The 18,201-nt window shown below is 47.4% G+C and carries 16 protein-coding genes and 1 pseudogene; 2 read left to right on the top strand and 15 right to left on the bottom strand.

Features of this window, described 5'->3' with window-relative positions; all coding sequences use genetic code 11:
• Positions 1–2: 2 nt before the first annotated feature.
• The 11 genes and pseudogenes from L985_RS04480 to L985_RS04430 form a co-directional block, all read right to left on the bottom strand.
• Positions 3–1,178, bottom strand: coding sequence for a DHHW family protein (locus tag L985_RS04480; RefSeq protein WP_029341027.1), 1,176 nt, complete (start codon positions 1,176–1,178; stop codon positions 3–5).
• A 15-nt stretch (positions 1,179–1,193) separates the two neighbouring features.
• Entirely contained in the window at positions 1,194–2,582 is a 1,389-nt protein-coding gene (locus tag L985_RS04475; RefSeq protein WP_047396380.1) for an MBOAT family O-acyltransferase, read from the bottom strand.
• Positions 2,572–3,057, bottom strand: a complete 486-nt coding sequence (locus L985_RS04470) for a hypothetical protein (protein ID WP_029341025.1) — start codon at positions 3,055–3,057, stop codon at positions 2,572–2,574. The genes L985_RS04475 and L985_RS04470 overlap by 11 nt, the downstream gene beginning before the upstream one ends.
• Positions 3,054–4,154 (bottom strand): non-hydrolyzing UDP-N-acetylglucosamine 2-epimerase, encoded by a 1,101-nt coding sequence (gene wecB / locus L985_RS04465; protein WP_029341024.1) that lies wholly within the window; start codon positions 4,152–4,154, stop codon positions 3,054–3,056. The genes L985_RS04470 and wecB overlap by 4 nt, the downstream gene beginning before the upstream one ends.
• Before the next feature lie 112 nt (positions 4,155–4,266).
• Positions 4,267–5,007 (bottom strand): annotated as a pseudogene (gene tagH / locus L985_RS04460) (teichoic acids export ABC transporter ATP-binding subunit TagH); the annotation flags it as partial.
• Between the two features lie 11 nt (positions 5,008–5,018).
• Positions 5,019–5,819 carry an ABC transporter permease gene (locus L985_RS04455; protein WP_029341022.1) on the bottom strand — a complete coding sequence of 267 codons (801 nt, stop codon included), beginning with the start codon at positions 5,817–5,819 and terminating at the stop codon, positions 5,019–5,021.
• Positions 5,816–7,108 carry a nucleotide sugar dehydrogenase gene (locus L985_RS04450; RefSeq protein ID WP_029341021.1) on the bottom strand — a complete coding sequence of 431 codons (1,293 nt, stop codon included), beginning with the start codon at positions 7,106–7,108 and terminating at the stop codon, positions 5,816–5,818. The genes L985_RS04455 and L985_RS04450 overlap by 4 nt, the downstream gene beginning before the upstream one ends.
• Positions 7,109–7,386: 278 nt before the next feature.
• Positions 7,387–8,640 carry a glycosyltransferase gene (locus L985_RS04445; protein WP_047396373.1) on the bottom strand — a complete coding sequence of 418 codons (1,254 nt, stop codon included), beginning with the start codon at positions 8,638–8,640 and terminating at the stop codon, positions 7,387–7,389.
• Positions 8,637–9,953 carry a glycosyltransferase family 4 protein gene (locus L985_RS04440; protein ID WP_235609859.1) on the bottom strand — a complete coding sequence of 439 codons (1,317 nt, stop codon included), beginning with the start codon at positions 9,951–9,953 and terminating at the stop codon, positions 8,637–8,639. The genes L985_RS04445 and L985_RS04440 overlap by 4 nt, the downstream gene beginning before the upstream one ends.
• Positions 9,848–10,852, bottom strand: a complete 1,005-nt coding sequence (locus tag L985_RS04435) for a class I SAM-dependent methyltransferase (RefSeq protein ID WP_029341018.1) — start codon at positions 10,850–10,852, stop codon at positions 9,848–9,850. Before L985_RS04435 ends, L985_RS04440 begins: the two co-directional genes overlap by 106 nt.
• Positions 10,849–13,473 carry a glycosyltransferase gene (locus L985_RS04430; protein ID WP_029341017.1) on the bottom strand — a complete coding sequence of 875 codons (2,625 nt, stop codon included), beginning with the start codon at positions 13,471–13,473 and terminating at the stop codon, positions 10,849–10,851. Before L985_RS04430 ends, L985_RS04435 begins: the two co-directional genes overlap by 4 nt.
• Before the next feature lie 287 nt (positions 13,474–13,760).
• Here L985_RS04430 and L985_RS17020 point away from each other — a divergent pair, with 287 nt between their 5' ends.
• On the top strand, positions 13,761–13,925 hold the full coding sequence (locus L985_RS17020) for a hypothetical protein (RefSeq protein WP_023467459.1): 165 nt from the start codon (positions 13,761–13,763) through the stop codon (positions 13,923–13,925).
• Between the two features lie 58 nt (positions 13,926–13,983).
• On the opposite strand, the gene L985_RS04425 is transcribed toward L985_RS17020, so the two are convergent.
• A complete protein-coding gene (locus L985_RS04425; RefSeq protein ID WP_047396367.1) occupies positions 13,984–14,979 on the bottom strand; it encodes an NADP-dependent oxidoreductase in 996 nt (331 codons plus the stop codon).
• Positions 14,980–15,167: 188 nt separating this feature from the next.
• Here L985_RS04425 and L985_RS04420 point away from each other — a divergent pair, with 188 nt between their 5' ends.
• On the top strand, positions 15,168–16,226 hold the full coding sequence (locus L985_RS04420) for a PTS sugar transporter subunit IIC (protein WP_047396363.1): 1,059 nt from the start codon (positions 15,168–15,170) through the stop codon (positions 16,224–16,226).
• An 87-nt stretch (positions 16,227–16,313) separates the two neighbouring features.
• Here the strand turns inward: L985_RS04420 and L985_RS04415 are convergent, their stop codons facing one another.
• The 3 genes from L985_RS04415 to L985_RS04405 form a co-directional block, all read right to left on the bottom strand.
• Positions 16,314–16,943: an HAD family hydrolase gene (locus tag L985_RS04415; protein ID WP_047396361.1), complete on the bottom strand. Its 630-nt coding sequence runs from the start codon at positions 16,941–16,943 to the stop codon at positions 16,314–16,316.
• Positions 16,944–16,956: 13 nt separating this feature from the next.
• Positions 16,957–17,520, bottom strand: coding sequence for a DedA family protein (locus L985_RS04410; protein WP_047396358.1), 564 nt, complete (start codon positions 17,518–17,520; stop codon positions 16,957–16,959).
• Between the two features lie 131 nt (positions 17,521–17,651).
• Positions 17,652–18,086 carry a YkvA family protein gene (locus tag L985_RS04405; protein WP_047396354.1) on the bottom strand — a complete coding sequence of 145 codons (435 nt, stop codon included), beginning with the start codon at positions 18,084–18,086 and terminating at the stop codon, positions 17,652–17,654.
• Between the last annotated feature and the right edge of the window lie 115 nt (positions 18,087–18,201).

Here is an 18,201-nt window from a genome sequence, read left to right as displayed (position 1 = left end):
CTTCATAGTGTGTTTTCATACGTCTTCATCAATCCAGCAATGTTCGAGTTATGCAGGAACAACACGGAGTCGACTTGTTTTTGTTTAGCGAACTGCGACACATCGAATGATTTTGGGACGTAACGAACGTCGACGACTTCGAGATTGGCACTTTTAGCAAGGAACGGTAAGACTGGATTCGCGAATGAATCCTTTAAGACGAGAATCGTTGGTCGATCATTCTTCGTCTGCTCCTTCATCGACATGATGCCATGATTCCCGCGCAAGAATACTTCATACCGATCGACGTAATCTCCCTCTTGCTGAACGAAGGATTCATCAATGACTGGGCGATCGCATGCACCGTCGTAACAGACATTGATTCCTTTGAAAAATGCTGGTTCATAATAGGCTAACTGATCACCAGACGTCGCATACGCAAGCGTCGTCTTTCGCGCTAATGAACCATAATAGGCATGCTCATCTTCTTTACGATTTGCTTTTGATGGCATGACTGGTCGTAAGTCCATCCCCTTCGTAATCGTCTGATATGCTGACGCTGCTCCGTCGATATTCCAGTGATGGTCCGTCTTGAAGTAGTCCGTTAGTTTTAATTGATCAAGTGACAAATTCGTCATCCCCGCAGCCTTGAAGTCACGAATCATTCCTGCGTAACGTGTCCGTGCATTCGAAGCAACATACGATGGGATCAACTGATCGCGTTCAGCAATGACCGTCTTCGATGGAGCTAGCGCCATATAGACGGGTCGATCGACTTCTTGCACGAATTGCTGAAACGCGTTTGGAATCTGGACTTGAGTCGAGGCACTCGGTTCGATCATATAGCCATTTTTAGCTGTATAGATTCCATTACGAAAAGGCTGTCTGAAGACATCCTTCGATAGTAGCGCCTGCATCTCAACGAACGTCCCTCGCAAAAGTAGTTGGTCCGTGAAATACGTCTCCATCTTCAGCATGTCTTTTCCAGTCGCGATTCCTTCGATCGTCGGATCGACCGATTGTGCGAGTGTACGATTTTCTAGCTGAGAACGCACACGGTCTTCTCGGACGATCGTACCAATACCAATCGTTAACAAGATGAGTAAAAAACTGATCGTCGTCACCCACATCATGATCCGTTCAAAAGAAGTCGTCCGTTTTTGTCCCTGCTTATTTTCTGTTTCAAGTGGCTGTGCCATCAGTAGACCTCCTTTTTAGAAGCGGAAATAGATGAATGGATTAAACGTACTTGCAACAAGTGCTGATGTCGCCAAAAATAGTAGCAACATCGCATATCCATACTGCATCGTCGTACCAATTCTTCCGAGTGACACAACTAATCGCTCTCCGATGATTTTCGGAATCGGTGTCGCTGCGATACACGCGACAAGCAGTAGAACACCATTTTGGACAAGCTGGTAGCTCGCGCGTTCATCCCAGATCACATCTGGTACGAACATCGCTTGAATGTACGTAACGGCTTCCGGGAACGTCTCGGAACGGAAGAATACCCAACCGACCAACACGAGTACGAGTGTCCAAACGGTCGAGAAGACTGGCGTTTTCGCCAACCATTTCCCGAGAAATGCTTTCTCGAGCATGATCCAGATTCCGTAATACGCTCCCCACGCGACGAACGTCCAACTAGCACCATGCCAAAGACCCGTCAGCATCCAGACAATTGCTAAGTTGCGATACTGTAACCACGGTGAGACACGATTTCCACCAAGCGGGATGTAGACATAATCCCGGAACCACGATCCGAGCGAAATATGCCAACGACGCCAAAATTCAGAAACGGACTTTGAAATGTAGGGATAGTTAAAATTCTCAAGAAAATGAAATCCAAACATCAAAGCTAGTCCAATCGCCATATCACTATATCCTGAAAAATCGAAATAGATTTGTAAGGCGTAGGCGATAATGCCAATCCAAGCAAGCCCCATCGAGAGATCTTTCATATTGAAGATGGCATCCGCGACCTGACCACATCCATTGGCAAGAATCAGTTTTTTAGCTAAGCCGATCGTAAACCGACGAACCCCTCGGGCAAAATCGGAAACTGTCTCTTCTCGTGATTCGATTTGACTCGCAATCGTGTTATAACGAACGATCGGACCCGCGACGAGTTGGGGGAAGAACGCGATATAAAGGGCGAGGTCAAGCGGATTCTTTTGCACCGCTTCCTTCCCTTTATAGATGTCGATGACATAACTCATCGCATGAAACGTATAGAACGAGATACCGAGTGGCAAGACGACTTCTGGTACGAACCATCCTAATCCGAATGTCTCGTTGACCGAACGAACGAAAAATCCGCTGTACTTGAACCAGCCGAGTAATCCTAAATTGACTGCAATCATACTAAACATGATCCATTTGACGCCGATTCGCTGTCGATACAGATCGACGAACAAGGCGAAGAAATAGTTGATCGTAACGCTCAGTAACATCAGCAGTGCAAAGCGTGGTTCCCCGAATGCATAAAAGAATAGACTCGTCACTAGCAGCCAACCATTTCGGAAGCTACGTGGTAGTAGGTAATAGACGATCAAGACAGTCGGTAAGAACAGAAATAAGAATATCGTCGAACTAAATAGCATACGTCGCTTCCTCCCCTGCCGTGACATGCTGCACAATCTGAATGTCCCGGAGATGGACCCGGAAGCTCCCCTCTTGCAAGAACTTCCATGCCACTTTGAAATACTTCGCTCCTGGTACTCGTTTCATCTGTACCTGAACGACTGTTTCATTCATCAGTGTGACGGTTTCCGTTTCCGACCCCATCCGTTTCTTCTGTCCATACTGCATCTTGAATAACTGAACGACACACGGTGCATCGACTTCGAAATGACAGGTCACCTCGATGAGATCTCCTGTAATCGTGGCGTCTGTTCGGTATAACTTTGAAGGCGGATGTTGAAATCCTTGATCAAACAACTGAATGTACAATTTGTCGTCTGCCGTCGCTTCTTGAAAATCAAAATAGACACCATCTGTAGCATCCTCAAGCAAGATTTTTTCCTGCGTTCCGAATGGAAAGAATTGATAAATCGCTGGAGGAATACGTTGACTCATACGGGTACCTCACTCATGATCGCATCGACGATTCGCTCTGCTGCCTGTCCATCGCCATAAGGATTCGCCGCTTGTGCCATCGATTGATAGAACACTTCGTCCGTCAATAATTGATGGCTCATCGCATAGATGCGCTCTGGATTCGTACCAACCAGTTTCAAGGTTCCTGCTTCGACGCCTTCAGGTCGTTCCGTCGTCTCCCTTAAGACAAGAACGGGAACACCGAGTGAAGGTGCTTCTTCTTGAATCCCGCCTGAATCTGTCAGGATGAAGGAAGCGCGCGCTGCAAGGTTATGGAAATCAAAGACATCAAGTGGTTCGATCAATTGAATCCGCGGATGATGTTTCAGGCGAGCTGCCGCTTCTAGTACGACCGGATTCGGATGAACCGGATAGACGATTTCGATTTCCGGATGATCATTTGCTAACCGTTCAATCGCATCAAAAATCGTTGCCAGTTGTAAATGATTCTCACGGCGATGAACGGTCAGCAAGACAAGTTTTCGTCCCGACTTCTCGAGGCGTGTTAGGACAGGATGCGTATATGTCGATGATACAGTCGTCTTCAACGCATCGATGACCGTATTGCCGGTTACGATGATCGGTGTCTGCTTGTTCTCAGCACGTAAGTTCATGGCAGCCTGTTCAGTCGGTGCAAAATGATAATCCGCCAGCACACCTGTCAATTGACGATTCATCTCTTCTGGGAACGGCGCATACTTTTCATATGTCCGTAGTCCTGCTTCCACATGACCGACTGGAATCTGTTGATAGAACGCCGCTAAAGAAGCAGCGAACGTCGTCGTCGTATCCCCATGGACAAGGACGAGATCCGGCTGTTCCTTTTCGAGGACACGACGCATCGCGTTTAGGATACGCGCTGTCATTTCCTCTAACGTCTGACGCGGACGCATCAAATCCAAGTCATGGTCCGGAGTGATTTCGAATAGTTCAAGGACCTGATCGAGCATTTCTCGGTGTTGTGCTGTAACGACGACGATTGGTTCGACGTCCTGACGATTTTCAAGTGCTTTAACGACCGGCGCCATTTTGATCGCCTCTGGTCGTGTTCCGAATACAAGCATGACACGTTTCATTTACTTCATCCCCTATCTCATTTCATGACGATCGTTCAATCGTCTCGCCCATCATCTGTTGATCCACGGAACCGATCCGTTCCGTTCGTTTCTTAGCTACGTAATGGGAGGCTTGCTTTTTTGATAACTGTTTGTACCAATATAGATATTTATTGTATTCAGCCAACGTTTCGTTCGTCGGACCAAATAGACGTACTTCCCCGTATTCCAACCAAAGGATTTTTGTACAGAAACTCTTTACCTGACTGAGCGAATGACTGACGAAAAAAATCGTTTTCCCTTGATCGCGGAATTCACGCATCTTATCGAGACACTTTTCAGTAAACGTTTGGTCTCCGACTGAGAGCGCTTCGTCGATGATCAAGATATCTGGATTAATATGAATCGAGATGGCAAAACCAATCCGAGCTCGCATGCCGCTCGAGTATGTCTTGACTGGCTGATCGATGAACTCCCCAATATCAGCGAACTCTAAAATTTCTGGAGTAATCGTCTCGATTTGGCGTTTCGTCAAGCCCATCATCAGCCCTTTTAATTCAATGTTATCTCGCCCTGTCAGTTGACTATTCAATCCACTAGAGATGGCAATCAAGGCTGACTTCCCACCCAACGTGACCCGACCGTACGTCGGTGGTGTCACGTTAGCAAGCAGATGCGATAGTGTCGATTTCCCACTTCCGTTAATGCCAACGACACCGACGATTTCTCCCTCTTCCACAGAAAAGGAGACGTTCTTCAGAGCATAAAACGATTTTCCATTCACCTTACCGAACAACACTTCTTTTAGCTTGTCGATCGGTCGGGCATAGAGCATGTACCGTTTCGATACATTCTCAAACACGACATGACCCATCGTTCTCCCTCCTATACGTAATCGATGAAATAGCGTCGGAATCGAATGTGAATCGATGCTCCAACAAGTAAGATTGCGAGCGTCATACACCAGAAGTACACGCCATACCACATATGATCGAGCAGATAGCCCGTTCCGATGAGTGCTGAGCGATACCCCTCAATCAAATAAACGAGTGGGTTTAGCATCAACAACATCTTGAATAACGAGTGATCTGGCGGAATCCACATGATTGGCGTTAAATACATCAACATCCGAATGGCAGATGTCACCATGTTTTGCACGTCTCGAATCATCGTTGCAAGCGCGGACAACAATAAGGAGACCGCATAGAGGAACACGACACCCGCCGGTACGATATACAAGAGTTCAAGCGTATGCCATCCCGGAAAGTAACCGAAGGCACATCCTAAAATGATCGTTAAGGCAATCATCGCTAAGTGGCGATAGAATTGCGCCAAGATGACGTACGCTGGAATCGTACTCAATGGAAAATGCATCTTTGAGACGAGCGCGACTCGACCATAAATCGACCGGGAACCACTTGGAATCGTACTGCCGATAAAGAACCAAGCAATCAATCCGCTGACGAGCCAAAAGACGAACGGAATTCCATCGACTGGATGCCCACCACGAATCCCGAAGCCGAATACGACCCAGTAGACACCGATTTGGAGAAGCGGCGTCATGATCTCCCAAAACCAACCAAGGTATTGCATGCTATATTGACTCTTTGTTTCATAAAGCGAGAGTCGAAAGATCAGATATAGATGATCCTTCAACTCTCCCCCAATCGTTCGTAACGCGTTCATATCGCTTTCGCATCCACTTCCGTCACGCGGTGCGTATGCAAATTACCGAAGTTCAGGACTTTGACAGCGTCGAGCTCATTGACGATCCCTTTCGTATCAAAGAGTAACGGTGTCCGCATGTAGTTTGCGAGACGACGTGAATCGAATTGTTTGAATTCATCGTGGTCGACTAGGACGAGTGCGAGATCAGCGCCTTGAATCGCTTCCAGCTCATCGACGAGTTCGAAACGTGTCGAAATCGAGCGTTCGACGTGCGGATCACAGACAGCGACGTCAAGTCCACGGTCGAGTAATTGTTCAATGACTTCGACAGCTGGACTCTCGCGCATGTCGTCGACGTTTCCTTTATACGTGACACCAAAGACGGCGATCTTCGGACGGACACGTGAACCAACAAGACGCGCTGCTTGTTCAGCGACGAATTGTGGCATCTGAACGTTCGTTTGTCGTGCTGTATGAATGATGCGTGCAAGCGATGGAGCTTTTGCGACGATGAAGTAAGGGTCAACCGCAAGACAATGACCACCAACGCCCGGTCCTGGATGATGTAAGTTCACCCGTGGATGCATGTTCGCCATCTCGATAACATCTAAGACGTTGATCTCTAGCTGATGACATACCTGCGTCAATTCATTTGCGAGAGCAATGTTGACATCGCGGAACGTATTCTCCATCAACTTCGACATTTCGGCTGTCTTCGCGTCTGTCCGAACGATTTCACCTTGAACGAATGTTTCATAGACGGCTGCGCCCGCCTCTGCACACGCTGGCGTCAATCCACCGACGATGCGGTTATTATGAATAAGTTCATGTAAGATTTGTCCTGGCAAGACACGTTCTGGGCAATGGACGACATAGACGTCTTCACCGATCGTAAAGCCGGCTTCTTCAATCAATGGACGAACATGGTCATCCATCGTACGTGGCGCAATCGTCGATTCGACGATGACGACATTCCCTTTTTCAAGGAATGGTAGCATATTGTTAACCGCTGAAATAACATATTTCAAATCACATGATTTATACGTATCGTTTAAGTTCGGTGTCGGAACGGCGATTAGGAAAACATCTGCCCGTTCTGGTGTAAGTGTCGCCCGGAATTTTCCGTTTGCGACGACCCGTTTGATGACATCCTCGAGTCCTGGTTCTTCAATATGAATCGTTCCCGTGTTCAGAAGATTGACGATTTGTGGATCGATGTCGACACCTACGACTTCCGTGCCATGATCCGCGAACATCGCAGAAGAAGGTAATCCAATATATCCTAGTCCGATTGTGCAAAGTTTCATTTTGTCATTCCTCCATCGAGTTAGTCATACTAGCCAACGAACGGTCTGTGGCTTGGCTGTAACTAGACCATAACGACATTTCCTTTGCTTTCCAATGCTTCTAACCATCTCTTAAACCATTCTTCACAGACCTTACATTTCCAGCGTTTTCTATTGTTTTTGTAAATCTTATGAAGCTTTCGCGAATCCTTCGTATCTATTTGAATGAAACAAAACGACTCGTCAGGAATCCACCTTCATTGCACGTGGATTTCCCTTCGAGTCGTTGACTATTTCTCTTATTTTGCGTCAGATTCCATGAAAATCGAGTCATAGACAGCAAGAAGTCGACATTTTTCTTGCTCCCAGTTGTATTGTGTCCTTGTTACGCTTGCTCGTTCCTGCATCGCCCGTCGCAAGCTCTCATCCTTCACTAGACGGTTGACTGCTGTAGCAATACTCTGCGGCGATTCGACATCAACGATTAATCCAACTCCTTCTGTTTCGACGACACGACGGATTTCTGGTAAGTCAGCTGCGATGACAGGAATCAACGCCGCCATGTATTCGAATAGTTTGTTCGAAGAAGCAGAATAATGATTGAAACAGACGTTCTGAAGGACTTGAAAGCCGACCGTTGCCGCTGCCGTGTAACTTGGTAGTTCAGCAAGCGGAACCTTCTCAATGAAGCGAATGCGAGACTTTTCCGATGATTGGGCAGCCAGTTGCATCAGTTTTCCTTTTAATTTTCCGTCCCCGACGAAAATCAATGTTCCTCGATCGATGAACGGCATCGCTTCAATGAGTCGCTCCAGTCCGCGTCCTTCTTGGATTCCGCCTTGATACAACAAAATCGGCTCATCTTGAGCAAGTGCTAACTCTTCGCGTAACGGTCGCGGTTGCGGAACAATCGGTTCGTAAAACGGATAATTGTGCAAGACAGACGGTCGTGTTCCGTATAACTTCTGGTGGTAATCCGCACGCGTGTCATTTTCAACGATTGTCTGGTCGACGAAGTGAAGCAACCAGCGTTCTAATTTCCCTTGCATGCTGCCGTATCCTGTCCGATCGGTCTGGACTTCATGCGAATCATAGACGATTTTCGTCCCACGGGCCGCCCCAATCGCTTGTGGTAACGTATTGACATCGTTCGCATGCATGACGTCATAATCGTGCTTCCTAGCAGCTCGTGTCATACGCAGAATGCCGAAACTGTTGTAAAGGGCGTACCGGATGAACCGACTTCGCATGAGGAAAAAGAGCACAAGCATCACGGGAATGAGCCATGGCGCAAGAAGCGCACCCATCAAACCGACAGCAAGTGTCCGTTTTTTCCGTTTACGAAAGAACGGGAGACACCTCGCAAAAGGTGGCGTCCGGTCAATTCGAATGACGCGAAACCCTGACATCGGGTATTCGACTTCTGGAAGTGTGCCGTCATTTAGGCAGTATAGGTCCACGCGGTGCCCTGCTTCGACGAGTGCCGTACATTCACGTAAGACTCGGGCGTCATTCGTAAAGGGATTCCAAACAAACATTCCAATGCGCTTCATTCTGCGACCGCCTTTCGCGCCTGTGTTCGTTCGATGGCGTCGAACAAGCGCTGTTCATTTTGTTCCCAATCAAAATGGTGTTGGACGTATGCCACACCTGCGCGTCCCATCGCTGCACGTTTTTCTGGATTTCGTGATAACTCGAGAATATGATCGACGATCTCCTCTTTTTTCCGCTGGACAGACACATAACCAGCTCCTGCCTCTTCAATGACATGCGCTGCGTGTCCGGATACCGCTCCGACGATGGCACACCCCATTGCCATGTAGTCAATGATTTTACCGGGTGTCACCGTATCGAATGCTGTACTTTCGACGAGTGTCGCAAAGGCGATGTCACTCTTTGCCAGTTGTTTCAACGCATCCCAACGCGGCATCGCGTCAAGAAACTCGATGTTCGTCAATCCACGTTCCTTGACGAGTCGTTCGAACGTTTGCTTGTGATAACCGTAACCGACGACTTGAAAGCAGATATCCTGCTCTTGTTGAAGTTCCTGTGCGACGTCCAGCAACAAGAACACATCTTGCGCGAGTCCGATATTCCCTGTATATACGACACGCACTTGTTCCGACACTTTTCGCCGTTTAATCAACCACTCGTTTTCCTCGATCGAGTTCGGAATGTAATGAATTTTTTCCGGTGCGATACCACGCCCTTCAATGTACGATCGAAACCCTTCACTATTAATGACCAACTGATCCGCCTGACGATACATCCATTTTTCAAGCCAGTAGAGTGGAGTCAATAATAAACGCGAATTCGTGATGCCGACGCCAATCAGCGACTCCGGCCATAAATCGCGTACATCGAGAATCAATGGCGCTTTTTTGACATGTTTCGCGACGACCCCGACGAGTCCCATGAAGATGGATGGTGTCGTCGCATAGATGTAGGCGTAGGATTTTGGATCGTGTCGCACCTCTTTTACAGCGAGTACGAATTGTTCTACAAACAAGCGGAGGCGCCGCCATAAATTGTTCGTCGCCCGGATGTCACGCGGTTGGATACGGGTTACATGTGCCGTATCCAAGCTCGGTTCATCCCAGAACATTGAGTCCGTATAAAGTTCTGCCGTCGGATAGAGCGGTTCTGATGTCAGCACATGGACGTCACTTCCCGCTTGTTCCATCCGCTTGAAGATATTCTTCATTCGGTTTGCCGCACTCCCGATTTCCGGATAAAAATTTTGACAAATCATCAAGACGTTCATCGATGACTCCGGCGCTGCTTGAGTTGACGTCGGAACTTCCAGTAGCGGACGACGATTTTTCCGAGCTTTGATCGCGCGAGTGAGCGGTATTTTGATTTCCATGATGCATTCGCCTCCAGCAGTTCCAGATTTGCTACCAATGCCCCTTCGAATCGATCAAGTAGTGCGGCATATTGTTCTTCAAGCACCTTGTATTGTTCACGCTGTTCCTGTAGTTGCTGTTCCTGACGTAACGATTCTGCTTGTGCCTGCTCTAATACATCTGTTTGTTCCCCTAACCGCTGAACTTTTCGTTCTAGAGTCTGTTGCTTGCGTTTTAAGTCAATGATCGTTGCGAGATGCAATCGCTCCACCTCTTCAAAGGCGTCTTCTAGCCATTCAACTTCCTCCGGTAAAATCGATCGACCAGATTGAAGTTCCGGATAGACTTGAATCGTGATTCCAAGCCACTTATCGATCCGCTCGACCGTTTCGATTTTACCGAAAGGTGTCAATTGCTCAAGCAGTCGATTTAAATAATACGTCCGTTTATGATCTGCATAATCGTTCACTCCGAATGGGACTGTGATGACAAGTCGGCCTTCTGGTGCGATGAACGAGACGGCACGAGCGATGAAGCGTTCCGGCTCCCCGATATGTTCCAGTACTTCCGTCATTAAGACTGTATCGAATTGAATATCAGGTGTGTATGTCATGACATTCGCTTCATGTAATTCCACCTTTTCTTTAACGGATGTCGGTTCCTCGAGCAACGCTTGTTTGGCTTCGATGATCGCTTCTGGTAATACATCGATCCCAACGACATGTTTCCCTTCGCGTCCAAGCAAAATTGGAACGACTCCGCCTGAACAACCGATATCTAAAATGTGCTCCCCTTTTGCTTGTCGTACGATCCAGTGAACACGCGCGCGGACTTTTTTACCGAATCCACCGCCTAACTGATCGTAATAGGCCGCCCGGATTTGATCTTTTGGTCGTGCTGTTTTCATCGATGCCGTCATTTCTGCACCTCCTCGAGTAATAGATGTTGAAGCCGATCTGTCTCCTGTCGATCCGCAAGCTCCATGAATTGACGGATCAACGGATTCGTCAACGTGATCGGTTCATAGAAACTAATGATCGTACGTAACAATGCGACACTCGGTGCGAAATCCTTATCACTGCAGTAGCGCAATTTAACGAGATACCAATGCTCGAAGAAATGCTCGAATCGTGTTTGCTTATATTCCTCTAGCACTCCATAACGGGCGAACTTTTCTGCTCGTGCCCGCTCTCGGACGACACTTCGTTCAAAAAATTTCACCGTCAAGGCATTCACGGTCGATCCGGCAACCGCCGCATAATAATAATGAATGACCCGATTGACGAGTAAGACACGGTTCGCACGGAGCATCAATTCTTGGAAGAACAAGGAGTCCTGTCCGACTGCACCGACTACCTGCTCCAATTGATGTTCGAGCAGGAAAGTACGACGGACGACGAGTGCTTGAATGCTTTGTACCGCAAACCGATGTTTCAATAGAAAAGCTTTCGGATCCTCACAAACGGTTCGTCCCTGTTTACGAATCGTCGGTAAGGCGATGATACTCGTCTTCTCGGCCAGCTTTTTCATATGCCCTGCCACAAAATCAAGTGATGGATCTTTTTCTAGTTCCTGAAGCAAAAAAGCATAGCGATCACTGAGTACCTCGTTATCCGGATCAAGGAACGTCACGTAGTCAGCGCGTGCCATCTCGACACCTTTGTTACGCGGACGTGAAGCACTACCGCTTCCACCTGTCTCGAAGAAATAGGTTCTGACATTTCCGTGGCGTCGTGCGAGACGCTCTACCGCTTGACGTGTCGCTATATCCGTCGATCCATCATCTACGAGTAAAATCTCTGACTCCATGAATCGATCCATCCGTGTAAGACTAGCGAAACATTTATACGTGAGGTGTTTTCCATTGTTATAGATTGGAACGACGACCGATAGTTGCGGGGTCTGATTCGTCGGAGCTACCGCCTGCTCGTTCCACTCAAATTGATCGAGCAACAGCGTTTTTCCGTTCAGTTCATCTGCCTGGAACATGTCATATCCGATAGCTGACCGCCAGACGATTGCACCGTTTCGGCTACCGCTCATCTCTTGTAGATGATACGGATGCTCGCTTCCTTTTCGGACGATGCTCGCATCACTGTATTTAAAACCGTTCACGAGGTCCTCAAGATAATATTCGCCGTAGGATTCCTGCCCATCCATCCAAGCCACGAGATCGGCTTGATTGTAAGTTTGCTCCGTCAGCGCATCCGCAGAGACGATTTCGTCCGGTGTGAGACTTTGGCGATTGATCACGTCACGGATGGCTTCCCCGTCTTGGGCAACGACGATCAATAAGCGATGTTTCCGTGTCTCAGGTACTCGCCCAATGAACGCTAGAATCTGATCTATCCGTTCGAAGACCGTGTGTTCCGTCATGACGGCACGAAGCCCTTCTGCTCGTAACCGTTCGATTTCTTCTTGCGACGTACGTTCCACGATTGCCGTCGCCTCCTGTGCGTCATGCACGGTGAAGATGTTCGGAAACTCATTGTTGACGGCGATACTGTAATTCGACAGGATTAGATTCCCGAGTGCTTGCGATTCATAGACGCGACGGGCACACATCGTTTTGCTGTATTTGATGCTATTCAGGTTCAAGACCCAGTCATAACATTTACTGACTTGTTGTAAGGCATCATAAGGAATCGCTGGTGCGACCCGTGATTGATAACGTTCCGGAAACTGATAAGCCGGTAAGTCGAGATGATAATTCCGGTCCACGATATCGAGTTCGTGCGAAGACTGCATCACCCCATCAAACAACATCTCCGTATCTTTAACGCGCTCCGGATATTTCGCCATCCAGCTACCGGCAAATAAAACGCCCTTCTTTCGGCTACGCGTTGCTCCGATCGGATTGTGAATCAATGGATTGACACCAAACGGCATCGCCATGATCCGATCATGACCACATAAGACGCGGTATTCAGGAATCATTGCCTCATCTGAAGTCAGGACATAATCGGCAGCTTGAGCCACGTCTTGAAACCGTTCATGATTGCTCGGATCTTCCGTCGATTGAAAGACGACTGGAATTCCTTTAGCTTTGACTTCCTGCATCATTGAAAGCAACCGTTGGCGTTTTTTTGAATTCGGTGTGGCGACACCTTTCCAATCGTCTCCTCGTAACCCCTTCCATGAAGAGACGACTAAAAAGAGATCAATCTCGCGCTCGAAAACTTCTTCGAATGTGTGCGCATTGACGTAGTGGAGATGAACGGCATCTTCATAATAGGCGTACATGAATTCCGAGCAGACGATTGCCATCTCGATTGGTCGCTTTTCATAATAACGCGTCGTCGTCCGGACCGGAATCTCCGAGACATCCAATTGATTCAGCAGTGATGCTTGGCTATTTTGTCGGTAACGTGTCGTCGTTTTATTAGAAGTTCGAACCGTTGGCAGTCGCAAGACCTCTAACTGACGGAGTTTTTCGAGTGCCTCTTTACTTGCGGTCGTCGCGCTTGTTAGTCGTTTTTTCTCTTCGCGGACCCAGTTCAGTTGTTGCATGATTTGTCGTTTCCATTTTTGATCACTCACACGTAAACACCCTTCCTCTTTTCAACTCTTTCTTAGTCTACGGAAGCAGTTCAAAGGCTACTTGAAGGACTTGCAAGGTTTTTGTAAAGACTTCATGAAGCTTTTTTGGATTTTCCTTACATTCCATTTCAGTCAACCTGTATTTCCTAGGAAATCGACCACTTTCGCTTTCTTGTCCGTGGAAGTCATTCACATGTTTTCAAAAACGAATCCTATGCACTCTCATTGTTTTGGATTTAAAAAACGGGGAAACATTACTACGTACTGATAAAAGGAGATGACTGGACATGTTAAACGAAAAAAATCATGATTTACCAGATGAAAAGGCAGACGTTGGTCTTCACCCGGATCCTGATCCAGCTGAGACATCAGATCCCGGAATCAAGCCTGCGGAAACACAACATCCGGATCCTGATCCAGAAGAGCTCGAGCGCGATCGAAAAGATTCATGAATCTCACGCCATAGAAAAAGAGGTTGCGGAAATAATTCCGCAACCTCTTTTGGCATATTTACTTCACTTTTACTAATAGTTTCCCTGTGTTCGAACCATCAAATAATCCGAGGAAGGCATCTGGTACACGATCGAATCCTTCAAAAATCGTCTCTTCGTATTGTAACTTCCCTTCACTAACCCATTGACCAAGTTGCTCAGCTGCTTCCTTGAATCGTTTGCCATAGTCACCTACTAGGAAACCTTGCATGCGCGCACGCGCGATGATTAATTTCGATTGAACACGTGGACCGATGTCCTGTTGTGCATTATAACCGGAAATGGCACCACAAACCGGTACCCGCGCGAATGGATTGAGTCGATCAAGGACTGCATCACCGATTTCACCACCGACGTTTTCAAAATAGACATCGATGCCGTTTGGACATGTCCGGTCTAACGCTTCCCCGATGTCTTCCGTTTTATAATTGATGACTTCATCAAAACCAAGATCTGCTTTTAAGTGTTGTAGCTTTTCGTCACTTCCTGCGATTCCGACGACACGAGCACCTTTGATTTTAGCAATTTGACCAACGATCGATCCAACAGCCCCTGCTGCTGCCGATACGACGACCGTTTCCCCTGATTGTGGATTCCCGATATCAAGCAATCCGAAATACGCCGTCATCCCTGTCATTCCGAGAACACCGAGTGCTGTTGAAATCGGTGCAATCTGCTCATCGATTTTACGGACACTTTTCGCATCGACGACTGCCTTTGTTGCCCAATCGAGCATCCCGACGACGACATCGCCTGACTTGAGTGCCTCACTTTTAGACTCAATGACTCGCGCCACGACACCACCGTGAATCGGTTCATCAATCTCAAACGGTTGCGAGTAAGAGCGCGCATCGTTCATACGTCCCCGCATGTATGGATCGACCGAGATATAGAGTGACTCCAGTGCGACTTGCCCTTCCTTCAACTCTGCTAACTCAAATGATTCATAACGGAATGTTTCCCCTGTTGGTTTTCCGTTTGGTCGTGCCGCTAATACGATACGTTGTTCTGACATGATTCATGACCTCCTCTTTCAATGTACTTCCTCACTGTAACAATTCCGTTTCTGAAAGACGAATCCTTTGCTTGTTTGGAATTTTCTAACTTTTTCTTGACGCCTGCCTTTGCTTGCCGTAAGATAAAACACAATTCATAACTTTTATACTGTTATGCATAAAAGCATTACATAAGGAGAGGACTTGTATGGATTCATCTATTTTGCGTCAGCCGCGTCAATTTGCCGTTCATGTTTTAAACGGACTCAGTATCGGAATTCTCGTTGCCCTTATTCCAGGAGCACTACTCGGTGAACTCGCTAAGGCATTGTTGCCATACGTCTCTGGTGCCCAACATGTTTTAGATGCCACAACACTCGCGATGCGCCTCTTGCCGATGGTGATTGGTGTTGCCGTAGCCATGCAATTTAAAGTGACACCGATTGCGACCACGTCGATTGGACTCGCGACAGTCGTTGGATCAGGTGTTGCGACTCGTGCAGATGCAACCTTCGTCTTCGTCGGTACAGGAGACGTCATCAATGCTGGTCTGACGGCAGCTGTTGCGACGGCAATCGTCTTATTGATCGGTGAACGTTTCAAAACGTACACGGTGCTTGTCATGCCAACGATTTTGATTGTTGGAGCCGGTGGAATCGGTGTTTTGACGTATCCGTTCGTGACACGGATCACGACAGCGATCGGACATGTCATCTCAGACTTTACGGCACTTCAACCCGTCTTAATGGGTATTCTGATTGCCGTCGCCTTTTCCGTGCTCATCGTCTCTCCACTTTCAACGGTCGGCATTGCGACAGCAATCAGTTTATCGGGTGTTGCTGCCGGAGCTGCGAACCTAGGCGTCTGTGCCGCTGGATTTGGTCTTGCGATCGCCGGATGGCAAGCGAATTCACGTGGAACGTCGATTGCTCACTTTCTTGGTTCTCCTAAAATTCAGATGGCGAACTTTATCCGTAATCCCTTGATGATTCTTCCTGTCATGTGTAGTGCCGCAATACTTGGTGCACTAGCAGGAATGCTCGGTGTCCAAGGTACGCCGTTCAGTGCCGGATTCGGAATGTCTGGGTTAATCGGTCCGATCAACGCGTTACATCTGATGTCAGGAGGCTGGACATTGTTTAACATGACATTTGTTCTCGGGCTGTTCATCGTCTTGCCGGTCATCCTTTGTCTGTTGTTCCACCTACTCTTCCGGAGATTCCGTCCATGGATGAGTGCAGAACCATACCGACTGGATTTTGAGTAAGCTCATCTTCATTCGTTCTTTCATCACAAAAAAAGCCAAGCCGACCGTCTAAAAGATCGACGGATTGAGCTTGGCTTTTTGATGCACTTATTTGATTACTGCCAGTAAATCAAGCGGTGTCTCGATGACATGGTCCGCCGAATCCCACTCGGATTGTGTACCAAAACCGTATTGGCATAAGACGACTGGCATGTTTTCCTTACGAGCCGCTTCGACATCGGAAGACCGATCCCCGATCATCCAGTAAGTCGCTTCTCCAAACTCCTCACGGTGCGCTCGCAAGATATCCGCTTTTTCTTTCCCGTTGACGGATTCTAAGCATTTCGGACTCGTGAAGAACGAACGAATATCCTGGCTATCCAGCACAAGGTTTAGATAGTGGTTGCCACAATTACTCGCTGTTGAAATAGTGTGTCCCTCTGAAACTAGCGCTTCTAACAAGTCTCGAATTCCGTCGAACAAGACGTTCTGTTCCACCATCGTCGCTTCTAGATGACCATGTCTTTTTTTGCGGATTAACCGAATATCCTCTTCTGAAGCCTCTGGAATCGCCTTACGCCAAAAAGCACTTCCCGCCAACCCATAACTTGCTTGTACACTAGCTTGAGAAGGTTTTGGAAGATGCGGCATGTCCTCCATCGCCCGATGGATTGCTTCTGTCATCTGTTCCGTTGAATCAATCAATGTACCGTCAATATCGAATAAGATAATTGCCATGTTCCCACTCCTTTTAGATCTCTTTTTTTGCTTTTCTCTTTTTTTGTATCAAGTAGCCAATCGTAATCAGCATGCCTAAACCAATCCAAACGATTGGATGATTAAGATGATGCAATCTTCGCCATTCATGGCCGACGGCTTTCCCGCCCCAAATAAAGATGGTCGACCACAGCAAGAAAGAAATCGTCGTCACGACGGTAAACGTCCAGCGCGAGACGCCAGTCAACCCCGCACCAATGGCAAATCCGATCCGCCACATCGGAGACAGAAGAAGGATATAGCGTCCCTTTGTCTCCATTTGTGTCTGAAACTGGAGCATTTTCGTTTCCGAAATCCGAAACCATTTGAATAAACGATTCAATAACCGTTCACTCCCGAACTGACCAATCGTAAAGAAGAGGTTTTGACTGATGACGAAGCTCACTACAGCGAGGAACAACATGAATAGTAGATTCGCCTGTGCGGTATGCACGAGATATCCGGCATACGCGAGCGGTACTTCGCTCGGTATGAATGGAAACATGAGCGTCATCATGATTCCAATATAACCGTATGATTCCATCCAGTGATGTCCCATCTTCGTCCCTCCTCTCTCTTTACCAACTATTTCTAGTGTATCGAAATTTCAAGAAGGCGTACAGGAAACGGCTCTTTGTGGACAAAGAAGAGCGACTTCTGGTGTGAAGTCGCTCGGATCATCAAATTTAATTAATACGCGTCCTCACTTTGTACTGGTTGTGTACGACGCTTTTGTTGTTCATCCTGCCAGTCGCTGAAACGTGTCAATTCTTCGAAGACTGTTTTTGTGACGAAGAGGATGACCGCGATATCGTCTGCGAAACCGAATCCGAGTACAAAATCAGGTACGAGGTCAATCGGTGACACGAGGTAAATCAACGCGCCGATTACTTTTAAGATCGTTGTACGACGAATGTTACGGTATTCACCTGATTGGTACGCGCGAATCATGTCGACGAACAACGTCAACGGCGAGAAGACGACGGACAAACGAGAGTTACTGTTCACCTTCGCAGTTGCGCGTTGTAACAGCGAGTTCGTCTTTTCCGGACGATCGATATAATCTTTTGCATCTTCGGCATATTGATGTTCTTGTTTTTCTAATTGTTGATTTGAGAATTTCATTCCTATTTTCCCCCATTCTAAAGTAACTTCAACGCTTTTCTATTTCCCTGTTCCTACGGATGATAATCCTGTCAGGTTTCAGGATATGATGGAACGGTAAAAAAGGGAGAGAAGC

It is taken from the genome of Exiguobacterium sp. ZWU0009 (assembly GCF_000798935.2).
GTDB classification, from domain to species: Bacteria; Bacillota; Bacilli; order Exiguobacteriales; family Exiguobacteriaceae; genus Exiguobacterium_A; species Exiguobacterium_A acetylicum.
This window is presented reverse-complemented; position numbering and strand designations above follow the sequence as displayed.